Origin of the sequence: Paracraurococcus ruber, from assembly GCF_004353985.1 — a bacterium.
Lineage (GTDB): Bacteria > Pseudomonadota > Alphaproteobacteria > Acetobacterales > Acetobacteraceae > Paracraurococcus > Paracraurococcus ruber.
Map to the genome: position 1 here is coordinate 21,918 of NZ_SMOA01000019.1, position 25,770 is coordinate 47,687.

General features: G+C 73.8%; 23 protein-coding genes. 11 read left to right on the forward strand and 12 right to left on the reverse strand.

The features are described from left to right. Nucleotides 1-37 precede the first annotated feature (37 nt). Nucleotides 38-997, reverse strand: a complete 960-nt coding sequence (locus tag E2C05_RS06360; protein ID WP_133218770.1) for a threonine dehydratase — start codon at nt 995-997, stop codon at nt 38-40. A gap of 174 nt (nt 998-1,171) precedes the next feature. Between E2C05_RS06360 and E2C05_RS06365 the strand changes: the two genes are divergently transcribed. Beyond that, nucleotides 1,172-1,738: a hypothetical protein gene (locus E2C05_RS06365; RefSeq protein ID WP_133218771.1), complete on the forward strand. Its 567-nt coding sequence runs from the start codon at nt 1,172-1,174 to the stop codon at nt 1,736-1,738. Between the two features lie 79 nt (nt 1,739-1,817). On the opposite strand, the gene E2C05_RS06370 is transcribed toward E2C05_RS06365, so the two are convergent. The 3 genes from E2C05_RS06370 to groES form a co-directional block, all read right to left on the reverse strand. Next, nucleotides 1,818-2,021 carry a cold-shock protein gene (locus E2C05_RS06370; protein WP_132285923.1) on the reverse strand — a complete coding sequence of 68 codons (204 nt, stop codon included), beginning with the start codon at nt 2,019-2,021 and terminating at the stop codon, nt 1,818-1,820. A 322-nt stretch (nt 2,022-2,343) separates the two neighbouring features. Next, on the reverse strand, nt 2,344-3,981 hold the full coding sequence (gene groL, locus E2C05_RS06375) for a chaperonin GroEL (RefSeq protein WP_133218772.1): 1,638 nt from the start codon (nt 3,979-3,981) through the stop codon (nt 2,344-2,346). 163 nt (nt 3,982-4,144) lie between these two features. After that, a complete protein-coding gene (groES, locus tag E2C05_RS06380; protein WP_133218773.1) occupies nt 4,145-4,456 on the reverse strand; it encodes a co-chaperone GroES in 312 nt (103 codons plus the stop codon). A gap of 320 nt (nt 4,457-4,776) precedes the next feature. On the opposite strand from groES, the gene E2C05_RS06385 reads away from it, so the two are divergent. After that, a complete protein-coding gene (locus E2C05_RS06385) occupies nt 4,777-5,064 on the forward strand; it encodes an usg protein (RefSeq protein WP_456306481.1) in 288 nt (95 codons plus the stop codon). Between the two features lie 507 nt (nt 5,065-5,571). Here E2C05_RS06385 and E2C05_RS06390 read toward each other — a convergent pair. The 3 genes from E2C05_RS06390 to E2C05_RS06400 are packed head-to-tail and all read right to left on the reverse strand — an operon-like array spanning nt 5,572 to nt 7,579. Further along, nucleotides 5,572-6,030 (reverse strand): GNAT family N-acetyltransferase, encoded by a 459-nt coding sequence (locus E2C05_RS06390; protein WP_133218774.1) that lies wholly within the window; start codon nt 6,028-6,030, stop codon nt 5,572-5,574. Nucleotides 6,031-6,080: 50 nt separating this feature from the next. Then, nucleotides 6,081-6,794, reverse strand: a complete 714-nt coding sequence (locus E2C05_RS06395) for a TVP38/TMEM64 family protein (RefSeq protein WP_192912422.1) — start codon at nt 6,792-6,794, stop codon at nt 6,081-6,083. Then, nucleotides 6,791-7,579, reverse strand: coding sequence for a glycosyltransferase family 2 protein (locus E2C05_RS06400; protein ID WP_133218775.1), 789 nt, complete (start codon nt 7,577-7,579; stop codon nt 6,791-6,793). Before E2C05_RS06400 ends, E2C05_RS06395 begins: the two co-directional genes overlap by 4 nt. Nucleotides 7,580-7,660: 81 nt before the next feature. Between E2C05_RS06400 and E2C05_RS06405 the strand changes: the two genes are divergently transcribed. From E2C05_RS06405 to E2C05_RS06425, 5 genes are all read left to right on the forward strand, one after another. Next, nucleotides 7,661-8,770 carry a COX15/CtaA family protein gene (locus E2C05_RS06405; RefSeq protein WP_133218776.1) on the forward strand — a complete coding sequence of 370 codons (1,110 nt, stop codon included), beginning with the start codon at nt 7,661-7,663 and terminating at the stop codon, nt 8,768-8,770. Continuing rightward, nucleotides 8,767-14,133, forward strand: coding sequence for a PAS-domain containing protein (locus E2C05_RS06410; RefSeq protein WP_133218777.1), 5,367 nt, complete (start codon nt 8,767-8,769; stop codon nt 14,131-14,133). The genes E2C05_RS06405 and E2C05_RS06410 overlap by 4 nt, the downstream gene beginning before the upstream one ends. A 350-nt stretch (nt 14,134-14,483) precedes the next feature. Further along, entirely contained in the window at nt 14,484-15,920 is a 1,437-nt protein-coding gene (gene tldD, locus E2C05_RS06415) for a metalloprotease TldD (RefSeq protein ID WP_133218778.1), read from the forward strand. A gap of 99 nt (nt 15,921-16,019) precedes the next feature. After that, nucleotides 16,020-17,705, forward strand: coding sequence for a type I secretion C-terminal target domain-containing protein (locus tag E2C05_RS06420; RefSeq protein WP_133218779.1), 1,686 nt, complete (start codon nt 16,020-16,022; stop codon nt 17,703-17,705). Between the two features lie 53 nt (nt 17,706-17,758). Continuing rightward, complete coding sequence (locus tag E2C05_RS06425; protein WP_133218780.1) at nt 17,759-18,202, forward strand: GNAT family N-acetyltransferase; 444 nt, start codon at nt 17,759-17,761, stop codon at nt 18,200-18,202. On the opposite strand, the gene E2C05_RS06430 is transcribed toward E2C05_RS06425, so the two are convergent. From E2C05_RS06430 to E2C05_RS06445, 4 genes are all read right to left on the reverse strand, one after another. Further along, the gene (locus E2C05_RS06430; RefSeq protein WP_133218781.1) at nt 18,180-18,662 is read right to left on the reverse strand and encodes a nucleotidyltransferase substrate binding protein; all 483 of its coding nucleotides are present in this window, start codon (nt 18,660-18,662) and stop codon (nt 18,180-18,182) included. The genes E2C05_RS06425 and E2C05_RS06430 overlap by 23 nt on opposite strands. Then, nucleotides 18,659-18,967 carry a nucleotidyltransferase domain-containing protein gene (locus tag E2C05_RS06435; protein ID WP_133218782.1) on the reverse strand — a complete coding sequence of 103 codons (309 nt, stop codon included), beginning with the start codon at nt 18,965-18,967 and terminating at the stop codon, nt 18,659-18,661. The genes E2C05_RS06430 and E2C05_RS06435 overlap by 4 nt, the downstream gene beginning before the upstream one ends. 1 nt (nt 18,968) lies before the next feature. Further along, nucleotides 18,969-20,324, reverse strand: coding sequence for a glutamate--cysteine ligase (locus E2C05_RS06440; protein ID WP_133218783.1), 1,356 nt, complete (start codon nt 20,322-20,324; stop codon nt 18,969-18,971). 272 nt (nt 20,325-20,596) lie between these two features. Next, a complete protein-coding gene (locus E2C05_RS06445; RefSeq protein WP_133218784.1) occupies nt 20,597-21,322 on the reverse strand; it encodes a 16S rRNA (uracil(1498)-N(3))-methyltransferase in 726 nt (241 codons plus the stop codon). Nucleotides 21,323-21,366: 44 nt separating this feature from the next. On the opposite strand from E2C05_RS06445, the gene ubiA reads away from it, so the two are divergent. From ubiA to E2C05_RS06460, 3 genes are all read left to right on the forward strand, one after another. Continuing rightward, a complete protein-coding gene (ubiA, locus tag E2C05_RS06450) occupies nt 21,367-22,266 on the forward strand; it encodes a 4-hydroxybenzoate octaprenyltransferase (RefSeq protein WP_133218785.1) in 900 nt (299 codons plus the stop codon). A 10-nt stretch (nt 22,267-22,276) separates the two neighbouring features. Next, nucleotides 22,277-22,921: a class I SAM-dependent methyltransferase gene (locus tag E2C05_RS06455; protein ID WP_133218786.1), complete on the forward strand. Its 645-nt coding sequence runs from the start codon at nt 22,277-22,279 to the stop codon at nt 22,919-22,921. A 126-nt stretch (nt 22,922-23,047) separates the two neighbouring features. Further along, nucleotides 23,048-23,785: a Crp/Fnr family transcriptional regulator gene (locus E2C05_RS06460; protein WP_133218787.1), complete on the forward strand. Its 738-nt coding sequence runs from the start codon at nt 23,048-23,050 to the stop codon at nt 23,783-23,785. A gap of 501 nt (nt 23,786-24,286) precedes the next feature. Here E2C05_RS06460 and E2C05_RS35390 read toward each other — a convergent pair. Beyond that, nucleotides 24,287-24,598, reverse strand: a complete 312-nt coding sequence (locus E2C05_RS35390; protein WP_456306482.1) for a succinate dehydrogenase assembly factor 4 — start codon at nt 24,596-24,598, stop codon at nt 24,287-24,289. Nucleotides 24,599-24,709: 111 nt separating this feature from the next. On the opposite strand from E2C05_RS35390, the gene htpX reads away from it, so the two are divergent. Next, nucleotides 24,710-25,642, forward strand: a complete 933-nt coding sequence (htpX, locus tag E2C05_RS06470; RefSeq protein WP_133218789.1) for a zinc metalloprotease HtpX — start codon at nt 24,710-24,712, stop codon at nt 25,640-25,642. The last annotated feature ends 128 nt before the right edge of the window (nt 25,643-25,770 follow it).

The following is a 25,770-nucleotide window of genomic DNA, read 5'->3' on the forward strand; positions in this document are numbered from 1 at the left end:
CGGGGCGCGGCGGGAAGGCTGCTTGGCCAGCCGCCGCCTAGGCGGGGGCGAGGACCCAGTCGCGGAACAGCGCCAGGTCGATGTTGCCGCCGCAGAGCACGACCCCGACGCGGCGGCCCCGCATGCGCTCGCGCTCCTGCAGCAGCGCCGCCAGCGGTGCCGCGCCGGCGCCCTCCGCCAGGTTGTGCGTGTCCTGCCAATAGGCGCGAATCGCCGCCGCCACCTCCGCATCCGTCACGGTGACGATGCGCGCGGCACCGCGCCGGATGATCTCCAGCGCCGCCGCATCCGGCACCCGCACCGCCATGCCGTCCGCCCGCGTCGCCGCGCTGTCCACCGTGACGACGCGCCCGGCGGCGAAGGACAGCGCATAGGCCGGGGCCTCGGTGCTCTGCACGCCGATGATCTCGGTCGGCAGGCGCAGCAGGTCGCGCGCCAGGATGCAGCCGCAGATGCCCGACCCGAGCCCGATCGGGACATAGAGCGCATCCAGCGGCGGCGCGGCGCGGAACAATTCGAGCGCGTAGGTGGCGACGCCCAGCACCAGGTCCGGCGCGAAGGAGGGCGCGAATTCCAGCCCCTGCTCCGCCGCCAGGGCCGCCGCATGCGCGCGCGCCGCGTCGAAATCCTCGCCATGCTCCAGCAGCGTCGCGCCCAGCGCCCGCATCGCGGCGTTCTTCTCCGTGCTGTTGCCGCGCGGGACGACGATGGTGACGGGCACGCCATGCCGCGCGCCGGCATAGGCCAGGCTCTGGCCATGGTTGCCGCGCGTCGCGCTGGCCACGCCGCGCACCTGCGGCCGTTCCCGCTTCAGGCGTTCCATGTAGGTGAGGCCGCCGCGCACCTTGAAGGCGCCGGTGGGCGTGTGGTTCTCGTGCTTCACCCAGACCTCGGCGCCGCTGCGGGCGGCCAGCAGCGGCCAGGCGAATTGCGGTGTCGGCGGGAAGGCGCGGTGCACCAGGGCGGCAGCGGCTTCGAGCGCGGGCAGGTCGAACAAGCGGGCCTCCGGAACGGCATCGGGCGGCGGGCGTTGGCCAGGGCGGACCGCGGGAGGGGCGTGGCTGCCCGGGCGCGTGGATCCGTTCTGCCTACAACGCCAGGAACGGCCTGCGTACCCGTCGGAACGCGCCGGCCGCTCCGGCCGATTCCAAGTCTAGCGGAAGGAGGCCCCATGCCCATCACGGTGGACAGCAGCCAGTGGACCGGTGAGCAAGACGACGCATCCATGGCCGGTCCGGTCGTCTGGGGCGAGTTCGCGGAACGCGCGGCGCTGGACCGCGCGGCGGAACGCCTGCGGGCGGAGCCGTGGTTCCAGCAATCCCAGGCGGCCGCCGGGGCCGGCGACGAAGGCGCGGCCGACAACCGGCAGGTCATCATGCCGGACGAGCATCCGGGCGAGGCGAGCCAGCGCAACCTCAGGACCAACTGGGTCGGCACCGCGACCGCCGGCACGTCGATGCTCGCGGCTGGCCTGGTGATCGCCACTGGCGGCGCGGCGCTGCCGGCCGTGGCGGCGGCGGCGGCGGCCGGCGGCGCGACCCTGGCGGCGGGCGAGGCTGTGGGGATGGCGGCCGACCCGCATAACGAGGCCAGGAAGGCGGATGCGGAGGATGCGAGGACGGCGGGGCCGGCGCTGGGCATCGCCGCGGCGGCGCCGGAGATGCGGCAGCGGGCCGAGGCCTTCCTGCGGGAGGCCGGTGCGAGCCGGGTCTGGGTGCAGGACCCGGTGGCGGGCTGACCCGCCGCGGCGGGCCGGCCGGATCTGCGGAGCAAAGGGGCCCGGCTGGCCGGGCCCCGCCGAGTTCAGGAGAGCGTGGTCAGAGCGGCTTGAGGTTGGCGGCGGCGGCCTTGCCGCGCTCCATGACGACGTCGTAGCTGACCTTCTGGTTCTCGTTCAGGCCCTGCAGGCCGGCCTTCTGCACGGCGGTGATGTGCACGAAGACATCCTTGCCGCCATCCTGCGGGACGATGAAGCCGAAGCCCTTGGTCGCGTTGAACCACTTCACGGTGCCGGTCGCCATGCGACGCACCCTCCTGTTGTCCTGTGGCGCGGACGCCGATCGCCCGCGCGGGAAACCCACCGGGCTGGATCGCTTGAGGGCGCCCGAGGGATCTCCCCGGGGAGGCACGGCAAGGCGGCCAAATCGGCTGGCTGATCCAGTCAGCGCAGATCGCCCACGCGAAGTCAACGATTGCATACACGCGATGCCGCGACAAGCGGCAGCGGCCGTCCCAAAAAGACGCCTTGTATTTTCCTAATGAAAAGGGCGGGGCCTTGCAGCCCCGCCCCCTTTCTTGACTTCCAACCCCGGAAGGGCCGGAAGTCGACACCGGTCGACTAGATCAGAAATCCATGTCGCCCATGCCGCCGCCCGGCGGGCCACCGGCCGCGGCCTTCTTCTCCGGCCGCTCGGCCACCATCGCCTCGGTGGTGATCAGCAGGGCGGCCACGGACGCGGCGTCCTGCAGCGCGGTGCGCACGACCTTGGTCGGGTCGATGATGCCGGCCGCCACCAGGTCCTTGTACTCGTCGAGCTGGGCGTCGTAGCCGAAGGCGTAGGTGTCGGTGCGGAGCACCTCGCCGGCCACCACGGCGCCGTCCTTGCCGGCATTCTCGGCGATCTGCTTCAGCGGCGCCTGAATGGCGCGGCGGACGATCTCGATGCCGACCTGCTCGTCGTTGTTGATGCCCTTCAGCGTGTGCAGGTTGGTCGAGGCGCGCAGCAGCGCGGTCCCGCCGCCCGGCACGATGCCTTCCTGCACCGCGGCGCGGGTCGCATGCAGCGCGTCGTCGACGCGGTCCTTGCGCTCCTTCACCTCGACCTCGGTCGAGCCGCCGACGCGGATCACGGCGACGCCGCCGGCCAGCTTCGCCAGCCGCTCCTGCAGCTTCTCACGGTCGTAGTCCGAGGTGGTCTCCTCGATCTGCGCCTTGATCTGCTCGCAACGGCCGTTGATCGCGGACTTCTCGCCCGCGCCGTCGACGATCGTGGTGTTCTCCTTCTCGATCCGCACGGTCTTGGCGCGGCCGAGCATGTTCAGTGTCACGCTCTCGAGCTTGATGCCGAGATCCTCGCTGATCACCTCACCGCCGGTCAGGATCGCGATGTCCTCGAGCATCGCCTTGCGGCGGTCGCCGAAGCCCGGGGCCTTCACGGCGGCGATCTTCAGGCCGCCGCGGAGCTTGTTGACCACCAGGGTGGCCAGCGCCTCGCCCTCGACGTCCTCGGCCACGATCACCAGCGGCCGGCCGGACTGCACCACGGCCTCCAGCAGCGGCAGCATCGGCTGCAGCTGGCTGAGCTTCTTCTCGAAGATCAGGATGTAGGGGTTGTCCATCTCCGCAATCATCTTCTCCGCATTCGTGATGAAGTACGGAGAGACGTAGCCGCGGTCGAACTGCATGCCCTCGACGACGTCGAGTTCGGTCTGGATGCTCTTGGCTTCCTCGACCGTGATGACGCCCTCGTTGCCGACCTTCTCCATCGCCTTGGCGATCATCTCGCCGATCTCGGTCTCGCCGTTCGCGGACAGCGTGCCGACCTGGGCGACCTCGGCCGAGGTGGTGATCTTCTTGGTCTTGGCCTCGAGCTCACCGACGATCTGGGTGACGGCCTTGTCGATGCCGCGCTTCAGGTCCATCGGGTTCATGCCGGCGGCCACGGCCTTCGCACCCTCGCGGATGATGGCCTGGGCCAGCACGGTGGCGGTGGTGGTGCCGTCGCCGGCGATGTCGTTGGTCTTCGAGGCCACTTCGCGCACCATCTGCGCGCCCATGTTCTCGAACTTGTCGGCCAGCTCGATCTCCTTGGCGACGGTCACGCCGTCCTTGGTGATCCGCGGCGCGCCGAAGCTCTTGTCGAGCACGACGTTGCGGCCCTTCGGGCCCAGCGTCACCTTCACCGCGTCGGCCAGGATGTCGACGCCGCGCAGCATCCGCTCGCGCGCGCCGGCGCCGAACTTGACGTCCTTCGCTGCCATTCTGCGTATCCTCTGTTCATAGGGCTATCGCCCGGCGCCGGGGTTCAGGCCCCGGTGCGCGGCGGATCACCCTGATTGACGATCAATCGAAGGCTGGGCTTCGCCGCCGGTGCGGGCCGGGCCACCCCGGAAGCGGGGGGCGCGGCGGCCGGCGGCAGCGGCCTCAGGCGGCCTTCGCGACGGAAGGGGTGTCGAGGATCCCCATGATGTCGGACTCCTTCATGATCAGGAGCTCCTCACCATTGAGCTTCACCTCGGTGCCGGACCACTTGCCGAACAGGATGCGGTCGCCAGCCTTGACGTCCAGCGGGCGCAGCTCGCCCTTGTCGTTCAGCGTGCCGGAGCCGACGGCGATCACCTCACCCTCCTGCGGCTTCTCCTTGGCGGTGTCGGGGATGATGATGCCACCCGCGGTCTTCTCTTCGGCCGTGACACGGCGAACGAGAACGCGGTCATGCAGGGGACGGAAGCTCATACGGTCCTCTCCTGATGCCATTGCCATTTGGCCATTTGCGTTTCCTCGCACCGGCAGGTCCGGCCAGAGCCCGCTTGCGGCACTGCTGGCACTCCCCCCGGAGGAGTGCCAGAGACCTAGGCGAGTGCCAGGCCGGCGTCAAGACGTTGCAGCACTCTTCGAGTGCGAGTGCTAACAGCCTGATCTTCAAAGCTTTTCCTTGCACGGAACCCGGATCTTCGTGGCAGACTTTCAACCGTCACACAGGAGGAACACGCCGTACCGCGCCGCAGGACGGCGCCGGACGGCACGGCACCAGGACGACCAGGGAGACAACAGGCGTGCTGCAGCAGATCGAGAGCATGGTTCGCGGACCCGATCTTCACGTGCGAGACTGGCGGCTGACGACAGCCGAGATCCTCTACCACCTGCCGGACCATCCCGGGCTGCTGCAGACCTTCATCTGGCAGAAGCTCGACCAGGCGCCGGTCTTCCCGGAATTGACCCGCTTCCTGGATTTCTGGCGGCGGGAGATCGAGGGGCCGCTGCATTCCGTCCGCGTCGCCTCCTCCGCCCTCATCCGCCCGGCCGAGCTGCGCTATGCCGGCGGGCAATTCGTGCTGCACTGAGGGGGGCGCCCCGGGGGTGGCAGCGCGCCTCCCCCCCGGTCCGGCGGTGGCCCGACCGGCCGCCGCCGCGCTCAATTCCGCTGAGTCCGGATCGGCCCCTTTTCCGGAAAGGCGTGTCGTTCCGGGCGGAGTCCGCCAGGGCCGCTTGAGGATTTGAGGAATTGAGCGGTTTTATCGGCCGCCGCCACCGGATGCAGCGGTGGCGTTGACAATATTCCTATATTCCGGCGCCGGCGGGCAGGGCAAGCCCCGCCGTCCCGGCGCCACCCCGTCCCACACCGCGGCCGCGCGAACCGATGGTTCGCCCGCGCCCCGCCCCCGCCGGCCATCAGCCCGCCTGACCATCGGCATCCGCCCGAACCCCCGGCCGTCGCCGATGCGCACCGCCGCTGCCCCGTGCGACCGCCCTCGACAGGCGGCCGCGACCGACCATCGCACCGCCGGCACGCGGGACAGGGCCACGGGGTGCGCGCGGCCGCCCCGGCGGGGGCCACCCGGCCGGGGCGATCAGAGCGGCATCGCAAGCTCATGGGTCGGGCTGAAGCCCAGGCGGCGATAGAGCGGCGCGGACCGCGCCCCCGCGTGCAGCAGCACGCGCCCGCAGCCCAGCCCCTTCAAATGCGACACGCACCGGCCGACCAGGGCCCCGCCGACGCCCCTGCCGCGGGCCCCGGGGCGGACATAGAGGCCCCAGACATAGCCGATGCGATCGGCGTCGCCCTGGCGGAAGGCCGGGAAGGCCCGCGGCATCAGGTGGCAGCAGGCGGTGCCGATCACGGCCCCGGCGGCATCCCGCGCCGCAAAGGCCGCAAGGCCGTCCCGCGCCCGGGCCTCCCGTAGGAACCGGCGGGCTTCCGCCTGCCAATCCGCCCGTGCCGCATCCTCGGCAACGCCCATCTCGTGCCAGTGCAGGCGGTAATGCTCGACCAGCAGCGCATCGTCGGCGGTGGGTTCGATCCGAAGCATGCCGCATGATCGGCACCGGCGGGCGGCCAGGCAACACGCCGCCGCCCGCCCTAGGCCCCGTCCAGCGCCCGCCCCGCCCGCGCCCGCCGCAGCAGCCACAGCCCGATCCCGACCGAGACCGCCAGCAGCACCCCGGCCAGCCCAAGCTGCCAGGCGCCGTCCACCCGCACGCCCTTGCCCAGCAGCGCGAAGACCACGGTCTGCGGCAGGTAGCCCAGCGCCGAGGCGGCCAGGAAGGGCAGGGGGGCGATCCCCGCCAGCCCGCCCAGCAGGTTCAGCGCCAGGTTGTTCCCCACCGGCAGCAGCCGCAGTGCCAGCGTCGCGCCGAAGGGGTTCTCCGCCAGCGCATCCCGCACCGGCCGCAGCCGGCGGCCGTAGCGGCCGGCCAGCACGCGCTCCGCCCAGGCGCGCCCGACCAGCCTGGCCCAGGCGAAGGCCAGGGCGCAGCCCAGCAATTGCGCCGCCAGCGCCAGCAGCGTGCCGAGCACCGCGCCGAAGGCATAGCCGCCCAGGAAGGCCACGCCCTGGCGCGGCAGGCCGGCCGCGGCGGCGGCGGCGCCGGCCAGCAGGAACAGCGTCTCCCCAAGCAGGCCCTGGTCGCGGATGTAGCGATCGACCCATTCGGTGCCCGGCGCGGCGCCCAGCGCCCGCAGCAGCAGCCCGCCCGCCGCCAGGCCCAGCGCCAGGACGACCAGCTTGCCGATGGCGCGCAGCCTCTCCCGCCCCGCCGGGGGGCCTTGGCCGGCGGGGGCCGTCGCGCTCACTCCGCCGGGTCCACCACCGGCCGCTTCCAGCGGCGCTGCAGCCAGGCGACGCCGACCAGGTCCAGCAGGCTCACCGCCAGCCGGTCCAGCGTGCCGTAGTTGGACCGCCCCCGCACCCGCGGCCGGTGGTTCACCGGCTCGCTCACCACCCGGCCGCCCTGGCGCAGCACCAGGGCCGGCAGGAAGCGGTGCATGTGGTCGAAATGCGGCAGGTCGAGGAAGAGCGACCGCGGGAAGACCTTCAGCCCGCAGCCGGTATCCGGCGTGCGGTCGCCCAGCAGCCGGCTGCGGACGCCATTGGCGATGCGGCTGGTCCGCCGCTTCACCCAGGTATCCTTGCGCGTCACCCGGTGGCCGGCGACCAGGATGGCGCCGCCCTCGGCCTGGGCGCGCGCCAGCAGGCGGGGGATGTCGGCCGGGTCGTTCTGCCCGTCCCCGTCCAGGGTGGCGATCCACAGGCCGCGCGCCGCCTTCACCCCGGTGACGATGGCCGCCGACTGGCCGCAGCTTTGCCGGTGGCGCAGCACCCGCAGCGGGGCGCCCGCCGCCGCTTCCCGCAGCGCCGCCGGCGTGGCGTCGGACGACCCGTCATCGACATAGACGATCTCGTGCCGGGTCCCGGCCAGCGCCGCCTCGATCTCGGCGACCAGGGGCGCGATGTTCGGCGCCTCGTTCCGGACGGGGATGACGACGGATAGCGGCAGGGGGCCCTGGCGGGCATCGGCGGCGGGGCCCGGCGGCGCCAGCGCTGCGGCGTCGGGCGCCGCAGGTTCGGCGGTGGGCATCGGCGCGCGGGTAGCAGCCCGGCCGCCCCCGGGCAAGCCGCTGCCGATGCGCCGGCGGCGGGGCGACCCTATACTCGGGCCATGCCCTTCGACGCCCAGATCTCGGCCGCCGCGGCCGACCGCATCGAGCCCAACCCCCGCCCCATCGCCGTCTGGCTGCTGGCCGTCGCCGGCATGGTCTGGGTCATGGTCGCCATCGGCGGCGCCACCCGCCTGACCGGGTCCGGCCTGTCCATCATGGAATGGGCGCCGCTGTCCGGCACCCTGCCGCCGCTGAGCGAGGCGGAGTGGCGGCGGCTCTACGACCTCTACCGCTCCATCCCGCAATACGCGCTGGTCAATGCCGGCTTCGGGATCGAGGGCTTCAAGGAGATCTTCTGGCTGGAGTGGATCCACCGCTTCTGGGGGCGGCTGATCGGCCTGGCCTATGCCGTGCCGCTGGCCTGGTTCTGGCTTCGCGGCCGCATCCCGGCCGGGCTGAAGCCGCGGCTGGTCCTGCTGCTGCTGCTCGGCGGGCTGCAGGGCGCGGTGGGGTGGTTCATGGTCGCCTCGGGGTTCGAGGCGGACCGCACCGCCGTCTCCCCCTATCGCCTCGTGATGCATCTCGGCCTGGCGCTGGTGCTCTTTGCCGCGCTGCTCTGGACCGGCCTGTCGGTGCTGCGGCCGGTGCCGGCGCCGGCGGTGCCGGGGCAGCGGACGGTGCGGCGGCAGGCCCAGGCGGCCGCCTGGCTGATCGTGGCCGCCATGCTGGCCGGCGGCTTCGTCGCCGGCACCAAGGCGGGCTTCGACTACAACACCTTCCCGCTGATGGCGGGGCGGCTGGTGCCGGAAGGCTACTGGCGGCTGGACCCCGCCTGGACGAATCTCACCGTCAACATCGCCGCGGTGCAGTTCAACCACCGCCTGCTGGCGACGCTGGCGACGCTCGCCGCGCTGGGCGCCGCCTTCGCCGGCTGGCGCAGGCTGCCGGCCGGCCCGGCACGGCGCGCCTGCCTCGGCCTCGGCTTCGCCGTTTGCCTGCAATATGCACTCGGCGTTGCCACGCTGGTGCATGTCGTGCCTGTCTGGCTCGGCACGCTGCACCAGGCCTGCGCCGTGCTGGTCCTCGCCGCGGCGCTGGCGGCGTTGCACGCGCTCAGGTATTCAACCTGTGGGAAATCCTCCCCCAGAGAATCGCGGAGAGGCGCATGAAACCAAGCGGGGCGGCCGATGCGGCGCTGATGGCGGCGCTCTCCGCGCTGCCGCTCGGCGTCTGGGCGACCGGGCCGGATGGGCGCCTCGCTTTCGTCAACGATGCGCTGCGGCGCGCCACCGGGCTCGACGCCGCGCATCTGCTGCCCGGGGCGCCGGTGGAGGGGCTGGTCCGCAGCCTCGCCCGTCAGGGCTTCTACGGCCCCGGCGACCCGGAGGCGCTGGCGGCCGAGCAGCTCCGCATCGATCGCGGGCGGCCCTTCCGCCGCCGCATCCGCCGCGCCGACGGCGCCTGCTTCGATGAGATCGGCGCGCCGCTGGCCGGCGGCGGCGCCGTCGCCGCCCTGGTGGAGGTGACCGGCCTGCTGGCGGGGACCGAGGCGGCGGCGGCGCAGGCGCGGCGGCTGCAGGACCTGCTGGCGCGGCTGCATGGCGGCGTCGCCGCCTATGACCAGGACCGCCGCGTCGTCTTCACCAACCCGGCCTATGAGGACCTGCTGGGCCTGCCGCGCGGCACCATCCGCCCCGGCATGACGCATGCCGCCTTCTACCGCCTGCTGGCGGAGCGCGGGGAATTCGCCAACCAGGACAGCGACGCGGTGGTGGAGGACCGGCTGCGGCTGGACCGGTCGCGGCCGCACACCTACCAGCGCACCCGGCCGAACGGCCAGGTGCTGCGCTTCGAGAGCCAGGGCCTGCCGGAAGGCGGCCACCTGGTCGAGGTGACCGACATGACCGCCGCCCGCCGGGCGGAGGAGGAGGCGCAGCGCCGCGCCGGCCTGCTCGACGGCGTCCTCGCCTGCCTGCCGCATGGCGTCGTGGTCTATGGCGCCGATGGCCGCGCCACCATGGTGAATGCCGCGCACCAGGCGATCATGGCCGGGGCGGAGGTCGCGGTCGGCGAGCACCGGGAGGAGATCGCCAGCCGCCGCGCCCGGCAGGGCGAATACGGCCCCGGCGACCCGGAGGAGCTGGCGCGGCGCAACCTGTACCGCCCGCCGGAAGCGCCGGTGCCGCGGCAGCGCATCCGGCCGGACGGCACGGTGCTCGACATCCGCTACGCGTCGCTGCCGGATGGCGGCATCGTCCAGGTGGTGACCGACATCACCGCGCTGCACGCCGCCCGGGCCGAGGCCACGGCGCGCGCCGCCGCGCTGCAGGCCCTGCTCGACAAGATGCGGCACGGCATCGCGCTCTATGGCCCCGACCGGCGGCTGCTGGCGGTGAACAGCCTGGCCCAGGCGCTGAGCGGCACGCCCGACCCGGCGGTGCGGCCCGGCTGCAGCCTGGACGAGATCGTCGTCGCGCAGCGCGCCGCCGGCGTCTTCGGCACCGGGCCGGCGGCGGATGCGGCGGCGGCCGAGATCATCGGCTTCGACCGCAGCCAGCCCATCCGCTACCGCCGCACGATGCCGGACGGGCGGATCATCGAGATCCATTCCGACCCGACGCCCGAGGGCGGCTTCGTCATCAGCTGGACCGACGTCACCGCCCGCGCCCGGGCGGAGGAGGCGGCGGAGCGCCGCGCCGCCATGCTGCAGGTGGCGCTGGATGCCATGCAGCACGGCTTCATCCTCTACGACCGCGACGGCAGGCTGCTGGCGGCCAATGCCATGGCGGCGTCCTGCACCTTGCTGCCGCCCGGGGACCTGCAGCCCGGCCGGCCCTTCGGCGACTTGGTGCGGGCGCAGCAGGCGGCCGGCTTCTACGGCGTGGGGGAGGCGGGCGGGGCGGCGATGCGCGACGCCCTGGCGCGCGACCGCGGCGAGGCCTTCGAGACCCGCCGCGGCCTGCCGGACGGGCGGGTCATGCAGGAACGCTCCGCCCCCACGCCCGATGGCGGCTTCGTCATCACCCTGACCGACGTGACCGCGCTGGTGCGGGCCGAGGAGGCGACGCGCGAGCGCGCCACGCTGCTGCAGACCATGCAGGATTCCATGCGGCACGGCCTGGCGCTGTTCGGGCCGGAGGGCGGGCTGGTGGTCGCCAACCGCCTGGCGGCCGGCCTGGCCGGCGTGCCGGCCGAGGAGATGCGGCCGGGCATGACGGTGGCCGACCTGGCGGCGCGGCAGCTGGCGCAGGGCGTCTTCGGCGAAGGCGCCGCGGCCGAGGCCGAGGCGGCGGCGGTGGCCCGGCGCGACCGCCGGCAGTCCCACCCGGTGCGCCGGCGGATGCCGGACGGGCGGGTGGTGGACAGCGTGTCCGACCCCACGCCGGATGGCGGCTTCGTCGTCACCTGGACCGACGTGACCGCGCTGGCGGAGGCCGAGGCGCGGGCGGAGCAGCGCGCCGCCACGCTGCAGGCGATGATCGACAACATGCACCATGGCGTGGTGCTGTTCGGCCCCGACCGGCGCTTCCTGGCCGACAACCGCCTGGCGCGGGAGCTGACCGGCGTGCCGGACGCGATGGCGGTGCCCGGTGCCCCGCTGGAGGCGCTGACCGGCGCGCTGTTCGGCCGCGGTGCGACCGGCGACGCGGCGCTGGACGCGACGCTGGAGCGGCAGGCGGCCGCCGCCGACCGGTCGCGGCCGCTGCACTACATCCGCCCGACGCGGGATGGCCGCACGCTCGAGGTCTTCTCCGACCCCATGCCGGATGGCGGCTTCGTCATCACGCTGTCCGACATCACGCCGCTGGCGCGGGCGGAGGCGGAGGCGAAGCGGCAGGCCGCGACCCAGGCGGTGATGCTGGACGTGATCCGGCACGGGATCATGCTGTTCGGGCCGGACCGCCGGCTGATCGCCGCCAACCGCCTGGCCGCCACGCTGTCCGGCGCGCCGGAGGGAAGCCTGCGCCCCGGCACCCTGCATGCCGAGGTGCTGCGCGGCCAGCAGGCGGCCGGCGTCTTCGGCGACACCCCGGGCGCGGCGGCGGAGGTCAGCCGGCTCGGCGCGCTCGATCGCAGCCAGCCCATCCGCTACCAGCGGCGCAACGCCGCCGGCCGGCTGATCGAGGTGGTCTCCGACCCCACGCCGGATGGCGGCTTCGCCATCACCTTCTCCGACATCAGCGCCCTGGCGGAGGCCGAGGCGGCGGCGGAATCCCGCGCCGCCATGCTGCAGGCCGCGCTCGACCACATGCGGCACGGGCTGCTGATCTACGGCCCGGACCGGAGGCTGAAGGCGGCCAATGCCCTGGCGCCGGCGCTGACCGGCCTGGCGCCGGTGGACATGCCGGCCGGCATCGCGCTGGAGGAGACGCTGCTGCGGCAGCGCGACCGCGGCCATTTCGGGCCGGAGCCGGGCGCCACCGCGACCATGCAGCGCCTCGCCGCGCTCGACCGGTCGCAGCCGCGGCGGGAGATGCGCCACCTGACCGACGGCCGGCAGCTGGAGGTCTATACCGACCCGACGCCGGATGGCGGCTTCGTCGTCAGCTTCACCGACGTCACCGCCCGGGCGCGGGCCGAGGCGGAGGCGCGGCAGCACGCCGCCATGCTGCAGGCCGCGCTCGACAGCATGCGGCATGCGCTGATCCTGTTCGGGCCGGACCGCCGGATGATCCTGGCCAACCGCCTGGCCGGGCCGCCGCATGCGCTGCCCGACCTGCGCGGGCGGGAGGGCGAGAGCTTCGACGAGCTGGTGCGGGAGCAGTGGCGCAGCGGCCAGCTCGGCACCGGGGAGGCGGCGGAGGCGCGGCTGCGCGAACTGCTGGGCATGGATCGCGGCCGGTCCATCCGCTACCGCCGGCAGCGGCCGAACGGCCAGGTGATGGAGGTGGGGTCGGATCCGACGCCGGATGGCGGCTTCGTCATCACCCATACCGACGTGACCGACCTGGCCCGGGCCGAGAGCGAGGCGGCGTCGCGCGCCGGCATCCTCCAGCTCATGCTCGACAGCATGCGGCACGGCATCTGCTACTACGGGCCGGACCGCCGCATCATCGCCGCCAACCGCCTGGCCGCCGACCTCGGCGGCTATCCGCCCGAGATGCTGGCGGTCGGCGCCTCGCTCGAGGAGCTGATCGCCTGCCAGCTCCGGCGCGGCTCGGTCGGCGGCGATGCCGAGGCGACGGCGCGCATGGCCCGCATGCTGGATCGCACGCGGCCGGCCCGCTACGTCCGGCCGAATGCCGACGGACGGATCATCGAGGTGACGTCGGACCCGACGCCGGATGGCGGCTTCGTCGTCACCATGTCGGACATCAGCGCCCTGGCGACGGCCGAGGCCGAGGCGCAGCGCCGCGCCGGCATCCTGCAGGCCATGCTGGACAACATCCGCCACGGCATCGCGCTGTTCGACGCCGAGGGGCGGATCCTGGCGGTGAACCCGGAATTCCTCGAGCTGCTGGAGCTGCCGCAGGCGGTGATGGCGGCCGGCGGCAGCTTCGAGGGCTTCATCGACCACCTGCAGCAGCGCGGGGAGTACGGCGCCGGGGAGGAAGGGCTGGCCACCGCCGCGCGGCTGAAGGCGCGGGACCGCCGGCAGCCCAGCCTGTCGGTCCGCACCCGGCCGAGCGGGCTGGTGCTGGAGATCGCGTCCGAGCCGGTGCCGGGCGGCGGCTGGGTGCTGGCCCTGACCGACGTGACCGAGGACCGCCGCATCCGCGCCGAGCTGGAGCGCGCCAAGGACGCGGCGGAGGCGGCGAACCGCGCCAAGTCCCGCTTCCTGGCGACGATGAGCCATGAGCTGCGGACGCCGCTGAACGCGGTGATCGGCTTCTCCGAGGCGATCACCGCCGACCCCGACCCGGTGCGCGGGCGGGACTATGTCCGCTCGATCCATGAGGCGGGGCGGCACCTGCTGTCGCTGATCGACGACATCCTGGACGTGACCCGGGCGGAGACCACCGGCTTCGCCATGACCGAGGGCGAGGTCGCGGTCATCCCGCTGGTCGAGACCACGGTGCGGGTCATGCAGGCGACGGCGGCGACCGCCGGCGTGACGGTGGCGGCGGCGCTGCCGCCGGCGCTGCCGCTGCTGCGCGCCGACGAGGTGCGGCTGCGGCAGGTGCTGCTCAACCTCGTCTCCAACGCGGTGAAATTCACCCCGGCCGGCGGCACCGTGACGGTGACCGCGGCGGCGACGGCCGAGGAGGCCGACGGGCCCCTGGACGGGCCCGTGGACGGGGGCGGGGGCGCGAGCGGGGGCGGGGCCAGGGGCGGCGGCCTGGTGCTGCGGGTCGCCGACAGCGGCATCGGCATCGCGCCCGAGGACATCCCGCGCGCCTTCGAGCCCTTCACCCAGCTCGATTCCTCCCTGGCGCGGCGCTTCCCCGGCTCCGGCCTCGGCCTGTATCTCTCGCGGGCGCTGGCCGAGGCGCAGGGGGCGACGCTCACGCTCGAGAGCACGCCCGGCCAGGGCACCACCGCGGTGCTGCGCTTCCCGGCATCGCGCCTGCTGGCGCCCCTGGTCGCCTGAGACCGGGGCGCGGGCATCCCGCGGCCTGGCTGCCGGTTCCGCGCGCGGGGTCGGCGTGGCGGCCGTGCCCCAGACATCGCGCGGGGTTGGCGTGGCGGCTGCGCGACAAACATAATGGCCGTGGCGGCCGGCACCTGCGCTGGCCGGCGCGAGATCGCGGGCCGGACGGCCGGCCGACGTGTATTCGGCGCGAAAGGCCGGTATGTCTGCGACCCTTGGCCCGTCGCGGGCCCGATCCGTTCAGCTTTCCTGGAGGCGGCCGGGCGACCATGCGCCGCGCCGCCCCGGCCGCGGCGGTCCCGCCCGACCCGGCCCGTGCCTGCCCCTGCTGTCCCGAGGAACCCGTCCCCATGCCGCTCGATAGCCCGATCGCCGTCACCGACCGCCTGTTCTTCAGCGAGCTGGACCGGGCCGCGTCCGAGCGCATCCTGAAGGCTGCGCTGGCCGGCGCCGAGGATGGCGAGCTGTTCCTGGAATACCGCGAGAGCGAGATGATCTCGCTGGACGACGGCCGTATCCGCTCCGCCAGCTTCGACGCCACCAAGGGCTTCGGCCTGCGCGCCGTGGCCGGGGAGGCGGCCGGCTATGCCCATGCGGGGGAGTTGAGCGAGGCGGCGCTGAAGCGGGCGGCCGAGACGGTGGGCGCCGTGCGGCAGGGCCGCTGCGGCACGCTGGATGTCGCTCCGCGTGCCACCAATGCCCGGCTGTACGAGGATGCGAACCCGCTGGCGCTGCTGGACTTCGCCGCCAAGACGGCGCTGCTGGCCGAGATCGACGCCTATGCCCGGGGCCGCGACCCGCGGGTGAAGCAGGTGATGGCGAGCCTGGCCGGCGAATGGCAAGCGGTGCAGATCCTGCGGGCGGACGGCACGAGCGTCGCCGACATCCGCCCACTGGTGCGGCTGAACGTTGCCGTGGTGGTGGAGCAGGACGGGCGGCGGGAGACCGGCAGCCATGGCATGGGCGGCCGCTTCGACTATGCCCGCATCGTCGCCGCGCCGGTCTGGCAGGGCGCGGTGCAGGAGGCGCTGCGGCAGGCGCTGGTGAACCTGGACAGCGTCCCGGCCCCGGCGGGCGAGATGGAGGTGGTGCTGGGCAGCGGCTGGCCCGGCATCCTGCTGCACGAGGCGATCGGCCATGGGCTGGAGGGCGACTTCAACCGCAAGAAGACCAGCGCCTTCGCCGGGCTGCTCGGCCAGCGGATCGCCGCCCCCGGCGTGACGGTGGTGGATGACGGCACCCTGCCGGACCGCCGCGGGTCGCTGACCGTGGATGACGAGGGCACGCCCAGCAACCGCACCGTGCTGATCGAGGATGGCGTGCTGGTCGGCTTCCTGCAGGACCGGCAGAACGCCAGGCTGATGGGCGTGGCGCCGACCGGCAATGGCCGCCGGCAGAGCTTCGCGCATATCCCCATGCCGCGGATGACCAACACGGTGATGCTGGGCGGGTCGCACAGCCCGGCGGAGATCATCGGCAGCGTCAAGCGCGGGCTCTACGCGGTGAATTTCGGCGGCGGCCAGGTGGACATCACCAGCGGGAAATTCGTCTTCTCCGCCAGCGAGGCCTATCTGATCGAGGACGGGAAGCTGGGCGCCCCGGTGAAGGGCGCGACGCTGATCGGCAACGGGCCGGACAGCCTGACGAAGGTGACGATGGTCGGCAACGACATGGCGCTCGATCCCGGCATCGGCACCTGCGGCAAGCAGGGCCAGGGCGTGCCGGTGGGCGTCGGCCAGCCAACCCTGAAGATGGCCGGGCTGACGGTGGGCGGCACCGCCGTGTAGCGCCGGGGCGGCCGCCCGGGTCCCGCCCGGGACCGCCGCCAGCGTTACAGTTTCTTCATCTCGTGTTAGGCACGGGGCTCCCTTTGCACGGAGCCCCCAGTGGCGACCTTCAGGATCGGCCCCGGCCTCGCCGGCTTCCCCGCCTTCCCCGACCCGGCGACGGTCAACCCCTTCACGCTGAGCTTCGATCCGCAGCCGGACTCGCTCACCTTCAGCCTCAACGGCTACCGCTTCCGCTTCACCGGCGATTTCGCCGAGGCTGCGGCCGCCTTCACCCAGCCCTCGCCCATCCCCGGCGTGCCGCTGTTCTACCTGGCGCTCAGCCCGCTCTCGCCGGTGCAGCTGCCGATCCGGCTGGATGGCGTCGAGACCATCCGCCTCTCCGACGGCGCCATCGTGAACGGCTTCTCGGGCGCGAGCGCCGACCTGCTGCTCGGCAGCTTCTTCGCCACGCTGCTCGACCCGCGGAACTACACCGACGACATCATCACCGCCTTCTTCGGCAGCACGGCGCCCTTCACCACGCTGGACCTGACCGCCTTCGCCGACACGGTGGTGATGGGCCAGCCGAATGCCGCCGTGACCGGCCCGGACGGGGAGCGCGGGGTGGTGGCCTTCGCGCAGGAGCTGAACGGCTTCGCCTTCACCACGGTGATCGGCGGCGCCGGCGACGACCGGCTGGGCGGCACCGCGCGGGCCGAGCGCTTCGAGGGCCATGACGGCGACGACGTGCTGCTGGGCCGGGAGGGTGGCGACACCCTGCTGGGCGGCATCGGCAGGGATGTGCTGTCGGGCGGCGCCGGCGACGATTCCCTGGGCGGCGGGGAGGATGCCGATGTGCTGGCGGCCGGCGCCGGGCGGAACACGCTGGAGGGCGGCGGGGGCGCCGACCGCTTCGTCATCGCCGCCGGGCCGGGGCATGACCGCATCGAGGATTTCTCGGCGGCGCAGGGCGACCTGCTGGACCTGTCGGCCTTCGGCCTGTCGCCCCAGGCCCTGAAGGCGGTGCTGGCCGGCGCCGCCGCGACGGAGGAGGGGCTGCTGCTGCGCATCCCGGCCGCGGGCGGGCCGCATTCGCTGCTGCTGGCCGGCCTGGAATCGCTGGACGCGGCGCAGGTGATGCGGGTGGCGGGGCGCGCGGTCGAAGCGGACGCCGTCGTCGTCTCCGGCCCGCGCGACGGGCTGGTGGCGGGCGGGGCGGCGGATGACACGCTGCTCGGCCGGGATGGCGGCCAGGCGCTGGACGGCCGCGCCGGCGACGACGTGATCCTGGCGGGCCAGGGCGCCGACCGCCTGGCGGGCGGGACGGGCGACGACGTGCTGGATGGCGGCGGCGGCAACGACACCGCCGATGGCGGCGCCGATGACGACGTGGTCTTCGGCGGGGCGGGCGATGATCGCCTGACGGGCGGCGATGGCGACGACTTCCTCGATGGCGGGGAGGGCGACGACCGGCTAGAAGGCGGCCTCGGCACCAACACCCTGACCGGGGAGGCGGGGCGCGACATCTTCGCCTTCGCCCGGTTCAAGGAAACGGCGGACCGGGTGACGGATTTCGCGGACGGCGTTGACCTGATCGACATCCGCCTGCTGGTGAAATTCCAGGCGACGGCGGAGACGCTGGGCAGCTACCTGCAGGTCACCTCCCCCGGCGCGACCGAACTGACGCGGTTCCTGCTGGTGGACCGCGACGGCGCGCGTGGCGAATTCGGCTTCGAGCGGGTGGCGCAATTCGACAACGTCACCGACGCCATGCTGCTGGACCCCGGCAACTACCTGTTCTGACCGGGGCGGGACGGGTGCAGGATGCGCCCGTCCCCAGCCGCCGGATGGCCCGCATGATCCGCCCCGCCCGCCCCGAGGAAGCGCCCGCCCTGGCCGCGCTGGTGGAGCGCGCCTATGGCCCCTGGGTGGCGGTGGTCGGCCGCCGCCCGGCGCCGATGGAGGACGACTACGCCGCCCGCATCGCCGCCGGTCAGGCCTGGCTGCTGGAGGCGGCGGGCGCGCTGCGCGGCCTGGTGGTGCTGGAGGCGCATCCGGACCACCTGCTGCTGGACAACATCGCCGTGGATCCGGCGGCGCAGGGCACCGGCGCGGGGCGGGTGCTGCTGGACTTCACCGAGGCGGAGGCGCGGCGCCGCGGCCTGCCGGAGCTGCGGCTCTACACCAATGCGCTGATGGCGCGGAACATCGCGCTGTACGAGCGGCGCGGCTTCGCCGAGACCGGGCGGCAGGTGGAGAAGGGGTTCTCCCGCGTCTTCATGGCGAAGCGGGTGGGGTGAGGCGGCGGGCGGCCCAGGCTTCCACGCCCTCCAGCGCCTGAAGGACCACCGCCGTTGCCGCGTGCACGCGGTTCAACTGCCCCGCCTGCTTGGCCGGGTCCTCCGGATACACATGCGACAGGCGGTTGCGTAGCTTGACCGCATCGAGGAAGCGGTCGGCGGCGTCCAGCACCCCGATCTTCTCCATGTAATCCAGCACGTCGCGGCGCGACATCCGGTCGGGGTCGCGCGCCAGTTCCCGTTCCGCGATCTGGCGGAAGACCTGGTCCTGCAAGGTGTTCACCAAATTCTCGAAGCGCTTGATCAGGGCATCGGTGCGGTCGCGCTGGTCCTCGTCCAGCGCCGAAACGCCCGCGGCGTCGAGCGGGAAGAGCGCCACCAGCCGCTCCCGCACCCGCCGCAGCGACTGGGCGATGGCCTGCGCGGCGCGAATGGCGGCGTCGAGATCGGCCTCGGTCAAATCAGCACGCCTGTCTGCAGCGCCACCTCGTCGATCCGGCGCGCTTCATCCTCGCGCCCCAGCACGAGCAGGTCGGTATGCCGGTCGTCCAGCGCGTGCTCGATATCCATCGCTGCGCGGTCGGCGACGCTCTCGGCCGGCGCCGTCCCCGGCACCAGCACATGCAGGTCCAGGTCGCCGCCGCGCGCCGCCAGCCTGGCCCGGCTGCCGAAGACCCGCACCTCCGCCGCCGGGCCGAAATGCGCGGCGATGATGCGCTTCACCGCCGCGATCTCCTCCGGCCGCAGGCGCACCGGCGGCGGCATGTCAGACCTCGGCGTGCAGCAGCGCCCGGCCGGCATCGCCGCCCCAGGCGCGGTCGTACAGTTGCAGCAGCCGGTCGGCCTGGGTCAGGCCGCTGTCCACGATCTCCTCGAGCGGCGCGAGATACACCTCCTCGCCCAGGCCCCGCGCCCGTAGCCCGTCCCGGGCGATCGCCAGCGCGTCCCGCGCCACGTCGCGGACCAGCCGGCCATGGATCCGGGCCTCCAGCGCCTCCCGCGGGACGGCCAGGCGCAGCGCGCGGATCTCCTCGACCGTCCAGTCCCGCGTGAGCGCCGCCGCCGCCTTCTGCGCCGCGTCGTCGTAGAGCAGCCCGACCCAGAGCGCCGGCTTCGCCACCAGCATCGCCGCGCTGCCGGCATCCGCCCCGCGCATCTCGAGGAAGCGCTTGAGCCGCACATCGGTGAAGGCGGTGGTGACGTGGTCGGCGAAGTCGCCCATCGTCGCGCGCTCCCCCGGCAGCAGGGTCAGCCGGCCGTCGAGGAAGGCGCGGAAGCTGGCGCCGGCGGCGTCCAGCCACTTGCCGTCGCGCATGACGAAGTACATCGGCACGTCCAGCAGCCACTCGGCGAAGCGCTCGAAGCCGAAGCCCGGTTCGAACACCACCGCCGGGATGCCGGTGCGGGCCTTGTCGGTATCCGTCCAGACCTGCGCCCGCATGCTGCGGAAGCCGTTGGGCTTGCCTTCGGTGAACGGGGAATTGGCGAACAGCGCGGTCGCCACCGGCTGCAGCGCCAGGCTGATGCGCAGCTTCTCGACCATGTCGGCCTCGTCGCCGTAGTCGAGATTGGCCTGCACCGTGCAGGTGCGGGTCATCATGTCGAGGCCCATGGACCCGACCGTCGGCATGTAGCGCCGCATGATGGCGTAGCGGCCCTTCGGCATCCACGGCATCTGGTCGCGCGCATGCAGCGGATGGAAGCCGAGCGGGGCGAAGCCGATCTGCATCGGCCCCGCCACCTCATGCACCTCCCGCAGGTGCTGCTGCAGTTCCTGCCAGGTGGCGTGCAGGTCGGGCACCACGGCGCCCGACAATTCCAGCTGCCCCGCCGGCTCCAGGCTGATGGAGGCGCCGCCGCGCTTCAGCCCGATCGGGTTGCCGTTGTCGAGGATGGGCGCCCAGCCCTTGGCCTGCAGCCCTTCCAGCAGCGCCCGGATCCCGGGTTCGCCCCCGGGCGGCGCATAGGCCGGCGTGGCGAAGCCATCCCGGAAAAAGCCGAATTTCTCGTGCTCCGTGCCCACGCCCCATTGCCCGCGCGGCTTGCTGCCGGCGGCGAACCATTCGGCGAGTTGCCGCACGGAGGTGATCGGCGTCAGGTCCGCTTCGCCGGGGTTCGACATCCTGCCCTTCCAGTGTTCTCGGGCCCCGGCGGCCCGTGCCGGACGGCGAGGGGCCGTCCGGCGGGCGCCGCCAGGCATCTGTTTGGCGGGCCGATTCGCCCGCCGCCTGGGACCCAGGCACCGGGATCGGACCCCTCGACCCCGATCGGCCCGACCCTGGTCGGGACGCCCGGCGTCCAGCCTTCATTGACCCGACGGGCCGCGCCCGGGCTGCGCGCAGCCGGACGGGTCGCCGGCCGGGCGGCCGCGGTCCGGGCGACCGCCCGGCACGATCAGCGCCCGTTCCAGTCGCCGGCCAGGGCCTGCAGCACCGCAAGCCCCGCCACCGCAGCCGTTTCCGCCCGCAGGATGCGGGGCCCCAGGGAAACAGTCGAAACAAAGGCACGGCGACGGAGATCGTCAAGCTCTGCCCGCTCGAACCCGCCTTCCGGCCCGACCAGCCAGGCCCAGGGCGCCCGCAGCCCCTGCGCAACCTGGGCGAGCGGCGGCGACTCCCGCCGCTCGTCGCCCGCGAGAAGCGGCGTGCCGTCCCAGCCATCCAGCACCGCATGCAGCGGCATGGCCGGCGCCACCGCGGGCACGGTCAGGCGGCCGCATTGCTCGGCCGCTTCCTGCGCGATGGCGGCCAGCCGCGCCTGGTTCACCCGGTCGGTGATGCTGCGGCGGGTGACCACCGGCCGGATCGACCCGATGCCGAGCTCGGTCGCCTTCTCCGCCATCCAGTCCATGGCGTCCCGCTTCACCGCGGCGACCAGCAGGCGGGTATCGGGCGGGGGCTCCTGCGGGCGGATGGGGCGTTCCGGCAGCAGCGTGCAGCGGTCCTTGCGCAGGGTTGCGATGCTCGCCGCCCATTCGCCGTCCCTGCCGTTGAAGACCAGCACCGCGTCGCCCGGGCCGCGGCGCAGCACGCCGCCCAGGTGGTGCGCCTGGCCGGGCGTCGCGGGGATCTCCCGCCCTTCCTCCAGCGGCTGGTCCAGGTAGAGACGCGGGGTGGACATGCGGGTCTTTCGCTGACACGGAGGCCGGCAGCAAGGGCGGGCGGATGCAAGGCTACACCGATATCCGAACGGGCGGGCTGATCGGCCGGTTGCCGGCAGGTTGGCGGCCCTATGCGCTGCTCGCCCGGCTGGACCGGCCGATCGGGTCCTGGCTGCTGGTCCTGCCCGGCTTCTGGGCCTTCGCCATCGCCGCGCCGGGCTGGGGGGAGGGGGCGCGGCTCGCCCTGCTCTTCGGCCTCGGCGCGGTGGCCATGCGCGGCGCGGGCTGCGTGGTGAACGACCTCTGGGACCGCGACATCGACCGGCGGGTGGAACGCACCCGCGGCCGGCCGCTCGCCTCCGGCGCCGTCACGCCCTTCCGGGCGCTGGTCTTCCTGGCCGGGCTCTGCCTGGTGGGGCTGCTGGTGCTGCTGCAGCTGAACCGGGTGGCGATCCTGTTCGGCCTGCTCTCCCTGCTGCCGATCCTGCTCTACCCGCTGGCCAAGCGCGTGACGCATTGGCCGCAGGCGATGCTCGGCCTCGTCTTCTCCTGGGCGGCGCCGGAAGGCATCGCGGCGGCGACCGGCCAGGTGGACCTGGTGGCGCTGCTGCTCTGGGCCGCCGCCTTCTGCTGGATCCTCGGCTACGACACGATCTATGCCCACCAGGACCGGGAGGACGACGCGGCGGTCGGCATCGGCAGCACCGCGCTGCGCTTCGGGGACCGGACGCGGCCCTTCCTTGCCGCCTGCTATGCCGCGATGCTGGGCTTCCTGGCGGCGGCGGGCTGGGCGGCCGGGCTGGGCTGGGCCTTCCTGCCCGGCCTGCTGCTGCCGGCGGCGCTGCTGGCGCGGCAGGTCGCCCTGCTCGACATCCACGACCCCGGCGCCTGCCTCCGGCTGTTCAAGGCGAACCGGGAGGTCGGGCTGGCGGTGGCGCTGGCCTTCCTGCTCGGCCGGGCGTGACGGGCCGGGCATGCGGGACGCCGCATCCTTCATCCGCGCCCACACCGCCATCGCCCGGCCCGCCCTGGTGCCGGAGGTGGCGCTGCACCTCGCCACCGAGATCACCCCGATCTGGCAGGCGACCGAGGCCTGGCTGGCACGGGAGGGGATCGAGCCGCCCTTCTGGGCCTTCGCCTGGCCGGGCAGCCAGGCCATGGCGCGGCTGATCCTGGACGACCCCGCCCGGATCGCCGGCCGGCGGGTGCTGGATTTCGCCGCCGGCTGCGGCCTGGCGGCCATCGCGGCGGGGATGGCCGGCGCCGCGGTGGTGGAGGCGGCGGAGATCGACCCGCTGGCGACCGCCGCCATCCGGCTGAACGCGGCGCTGAACGGCGTGGCAGTCACCGCCCTGGACGGTGATGTGGTCGGCGCCGCCGGCCGCTGGGACCTGATCCTGGCCGGGGATGTCTGCTACGAGGCGCCCATGACCGGGCATGTGCTGCCCTGGCTGCGGGCCATGGCGGCGGCGGGGGCGGAGGTCTGGCTGGCCGATCCGGGCCGGGCCTATGTGCCGCGGGACGGGCTGGTGCCGATCGCCAGCCTCGACGTGCCGGTGACGCGGGAGCTCGAGGATCGTGACCTCCGGCGCGTCGCCATCGCCCGGCTGCTGGCCTGACGGGCCGCGGGACCACACAAGGCAGCAGGATCATGGCAAGAACGAGCGACCCGTGGCGCGCACCTGATTGACACTAAACCAGTTCGCTGTAGGTCCGTTCCCATGGATGAGTATGGGAGCCGTCCCATGACCGGGACGACCACGGGGACGCCAATGCAGCCTGCCGGCACCGGCAACCGGGTACTGGATGGGCTTTCGCCGGAGGATGCGGCCCGGATCGGCGGCCATCTGGAACGGCAGGTGCTGGCGGCCGGGCAGATCCTCGGCCCCACCGGCGCGGAGAATGCCGCCGTGCTGTTCCCCATCGGGCCGGCCGTCGTGTCCGTGGTGGCGGTCTGCGAGGATGGCCGCACCGCCGAGGCGCATTCGGTGGGGCGGGAGGGCATGCTGGGCCCGGCGATCGTCCGCCTGCCCGGGCTCGGGCATATCCAGGTGCAGATGCCGGGCCAGGCCCTGCGGATCGACCTGCGGACGCTGGAGGCGCTCTGCGCCGGCAGCGAGTCCCTGCGGGTGAGCATCCAGTCGCATGACGAGGCGATGATGGCGCGCCTGGTGCAGTCGGCCATCTGCGCGTCCCTGCACACGGTGGAGGCGCGGGTCAGCCGCTGGCTGCTGATCGCGATGGAGCGGGTCGGCGCGCCGGAGTTGCCGGTGACGCAGGAATTGCTCTCGGACCTGCTCGGCGTGCGGCGGACGACGGTGACGCGGGTGATGGCGCAGCTGACCGACAAGGGGCTGATCCGCCGCCGGCGCAGCCGGGTGATGGTCACCGACCCGACCGGGCTGGCCCAGGCCTCCTGCACCTGCCACACCGCGATGCGGGACCGGCTGCGACGCGTGGCGCCGGTTCTGTACCCCGATTGAGACCCGGCCTGCCGGTGCTGGTACGGACCGCGAACAAGCGGTGCCGGGGCCGGTATCGCGGTGCCAGCCGAATCAGCCCCTTGGCCCGAGTCGCGCGAACGAATCGCTGACGCCGCAGGGCCGGGCCCGCGGGCCGGCGGGCCACAAGTGCTTGTGGCCGCTCGCCCTGCCGCCGCACAAGCCCGTTCCTGCTTCGGCCCGGCCGCGACTCGACGAGCCGCCCGAGTCGCGGCCGGGCGCCCCGGGGCCGGGCTTGGCCGGGCTTGGCCTGTCCCGCCGCGGCCGTGGTCACCCGGCCGGACCCCGCAGGCCGGACCCCACAGACCAGACTCCACGCGCCGGGTCCGGGGCTGCGGCGCCTGCGCCACGCCGCGCTGCGCCCTCGGCGGCGAGGCTCCGCCGGGGCAGGCCGCGTTCCGGCCCGGCACCCGGCACCCGGCACCCGGCCGCTGCGGCGGCCCATGCCTGGCGGTCCACCCCGGCCCCGCTCCGGCGGGGCCGTCAGAAGTCGCTGACGCGGCCCTTCCGTTCCCAGTCGCCGTAGCGCGTCGGCTCCGGTCCGGCGGGGCCACCGATCTCCGTCATCCGCACCGGCGGGTCGCTGGGCGGGTCGCCGGCCGGCGGCAGGCCGGGGTCGCCGGGCAAGGGCGCATCCGGGCCGGGCGGGTCCTGCACCGGCGGGTCCGGCAGGTCGGGGCCAGGCGGCGGCGGCGGGATCGGCGGCACCGGCGCCGGCGGGGTGTCGGGCGAAATCGGCACCTGGGCCTGGACGGGAAGGCGCGCCGGGGCGCCGCTGCGGTCGGGGGCCGACAAGGCCGCCTCTTGTCGGGTTTCGGTCATCATCCTCATCTGGTCCCTCGGGGCGCGGTGCCGCCACCCCCAACGCCCGGGGAATCGCCCGGCTGCGCCACAAAGGGATGCGACATGGCTGGATACGCCCGCACGGCGGTGCTGCTCGCGGCGCTCACCGCGCTGTTCATCGGCATCGGCTATGCCCTGGGCGGCGAGCAGGGCATGGCCATCGCCTTCCTCGTCGCCTGCGGCACCAACCTGTGGGCCTGGTGGAACAGCGACCGCATGGTGCTGTCCATGCACAACGCCCAGCCGGTCGCGCCGGCCCAGGCGCCGCGGCTCTTCGCCATGGTGCAGCGGCTGGCGCAGCGGGCCGGGCTGCCCATGCCGGCGCTCTACGTCATCCAGGAGGACCAGCCGAACGCCTTCGCCACCGGCCGCAACCCGCAGAATGCGGCGGTGGCCGTGAATACCGGCCTGCTCGACCTGATGAGCGAGGAGGAGGTCGCCGGCGTCGTCGCGCATGAACTGGCGCATATCCGCCACCGCGACACCCTGCTGATGACCATCACCGCGACGCTGGCCGGCGCCATCGGCATGCTGGCGCAATTCGGCTTCCTGTTCGGCGGCCGCACGCAGGACGGGCGGCGCAACCCCTTCGGCCCGATCGGCGCCATCCTGCTGGTGGTGGTGGGGCCCATCGCCGCCATGCTGGTGCAGATGGCGATCAGCCGGTCCCGCGAATACGAGGCCGACCGGCTGGGCGCCGAGATCGCCGGCGACCCGCGCTGGCTCGCGGCGGCGCTGCAGAAGCTGGAACACTACAAGCAGGGCAGGGTGAACCACGCGGCCGAGGCGCATCCGGCCAGCGCCCACATGTTCATCGTCAACCCGCTGTCCGGCCTGCGGATGGACGGCCTGTTCACCACCCATCCGCCGACCGGGGAGCGAGTGCGTCGGCTGCTGGCCATGGCGCCGCCGGGGGCACCGCCGGCGCCGCCGCGCATCCCGGCCAGCCCTGCGCCGTCCCCCTGGGGCGGCGGCCGCCCGAACCCCTGGGGCTGAGCGGCCGTCGCATCGCCCGGGCAGGGCGGGCAAGGGGATGGGCGAGCGGCGTGCGGCATCATCCGGCCTGGGCGAAGCGCCGCCGGGCATCGGCCGGGGCGGAGAGGCGCGCGGCGCGGCGACCAGGC

Coding starts and splice junctions, on each gene's coding strand:
- E2C05_RS06365 (WP_133218771.1), top strand. CDS start 1,172: ATGCCCATCACGGTGGACAGCAGCCAGTGGACCGGTGAGCAAGACGAC.
- E2C05_RS06370 (WP_132285923.1), bottom strand. CDS start 2,021: ATGGCGACCGGCACCGTGAAGTGGTTCAACGCGACCAAGGGCTTCGGC.
- groL (WP_133218772.1), bottom strand. CDS start 3,981: ATGGCAGCGAAGGACGTCAAGTTCGGCGCCGGCGCGCGCGAGCGGATG.
- groES (WP_133218773.1), bottom strand. CDS start 4,456: ATGAGCTTCCGTCCCCTGCATGACCGCGTTCTCGTTCGCCGTGTCACG.
- E2C05_RS06390 (WP_133218774.1), bottom strand. CDS start 6,030: ATGCTTCGGATCGAACCCACCGCCGACGATGCGCTGCTGGTCGAGCAT.
- E2C05_RS06400 (WP_133218775.1), bottom strand. CDS start 7,579: ATGCCCACCGCCGAACCTGCGGCGCCCGACGCCGCAGCGCTGGCGCCG.
- E2C05_RS06405 (WP_133218776.1), top strand. CDS start 7,661: ATGCCCTTCGACGCCCAGATCTCGGCCGCCGCGGCCGACCGCATCGAG.
- E2C05_RS06410 (WP_133218777.1), top strand. CDS start 8,767: ATGAAACCAAGCGGGGCGGCCGATGCGGCGCTGATGGCGGCGCTCTCC.
- tldD (WP_133218778.1), top strand. CDS start 14,484: ATGCCGCTCGATAGCCCGATCGCCGTCACCGACCGCCTGTTCTTCAGC.
- E2C05_RS06425 (WP_133218780.1), top strand. CDS start 17,759: ATGATCCGCCCCGCCCGCCCCGAGGAAGCGCCCGCCCTGGCCGCGCTG.
- E2C05_RS06435 (WP_133218782.1), bottom strand. CDS start 18,967: ATGCCGCCGCCGGTGCGCCTGCGGCCGGAGGAGATCGCGGCGGTGAAG.
- E2C05_RS06440 (WP_133218783.1), bottom strand. CDS start 20,324: ATGTCGAACCCCGGCGAAGCGGACCTGACGCCGATCACCTCCGTGCGG.
- E2C05_RS06445 (WP_133218784.1), bottom strand. CDS start 21,322: ATGTCCACCCCGCGTCTCTACCTGGACCAGCCGCTGGAGGAAGGGCGG.
- ubiA (WP_133218785.1), top strand. CDS start 21,367: ATGCAAGGCTACACCGATATCCGAACGGGCGGGCTGATCGGCCGGTTG.
- E2C05_RS06455 (WP_133218786.1), top strand. CDS start 22,277: ATGCGGGACGCCGCATCCTTCATCCGCGCCCACACCGCCATCGCCCGG.
- E2C05_RS06460 (WP_133218787.1), top strand. CDS start 23,048: ATGACCGGGACGACCACGGGGACGCCAATGCAGCCTGCCGGCACCGGC.
- htpX (WP_133218789.1), top strand. CDS start 24,710: ATGGCTGGATACGCCCGCACGGCGGTGCTGCTCGCGGCGCTCACCGCG.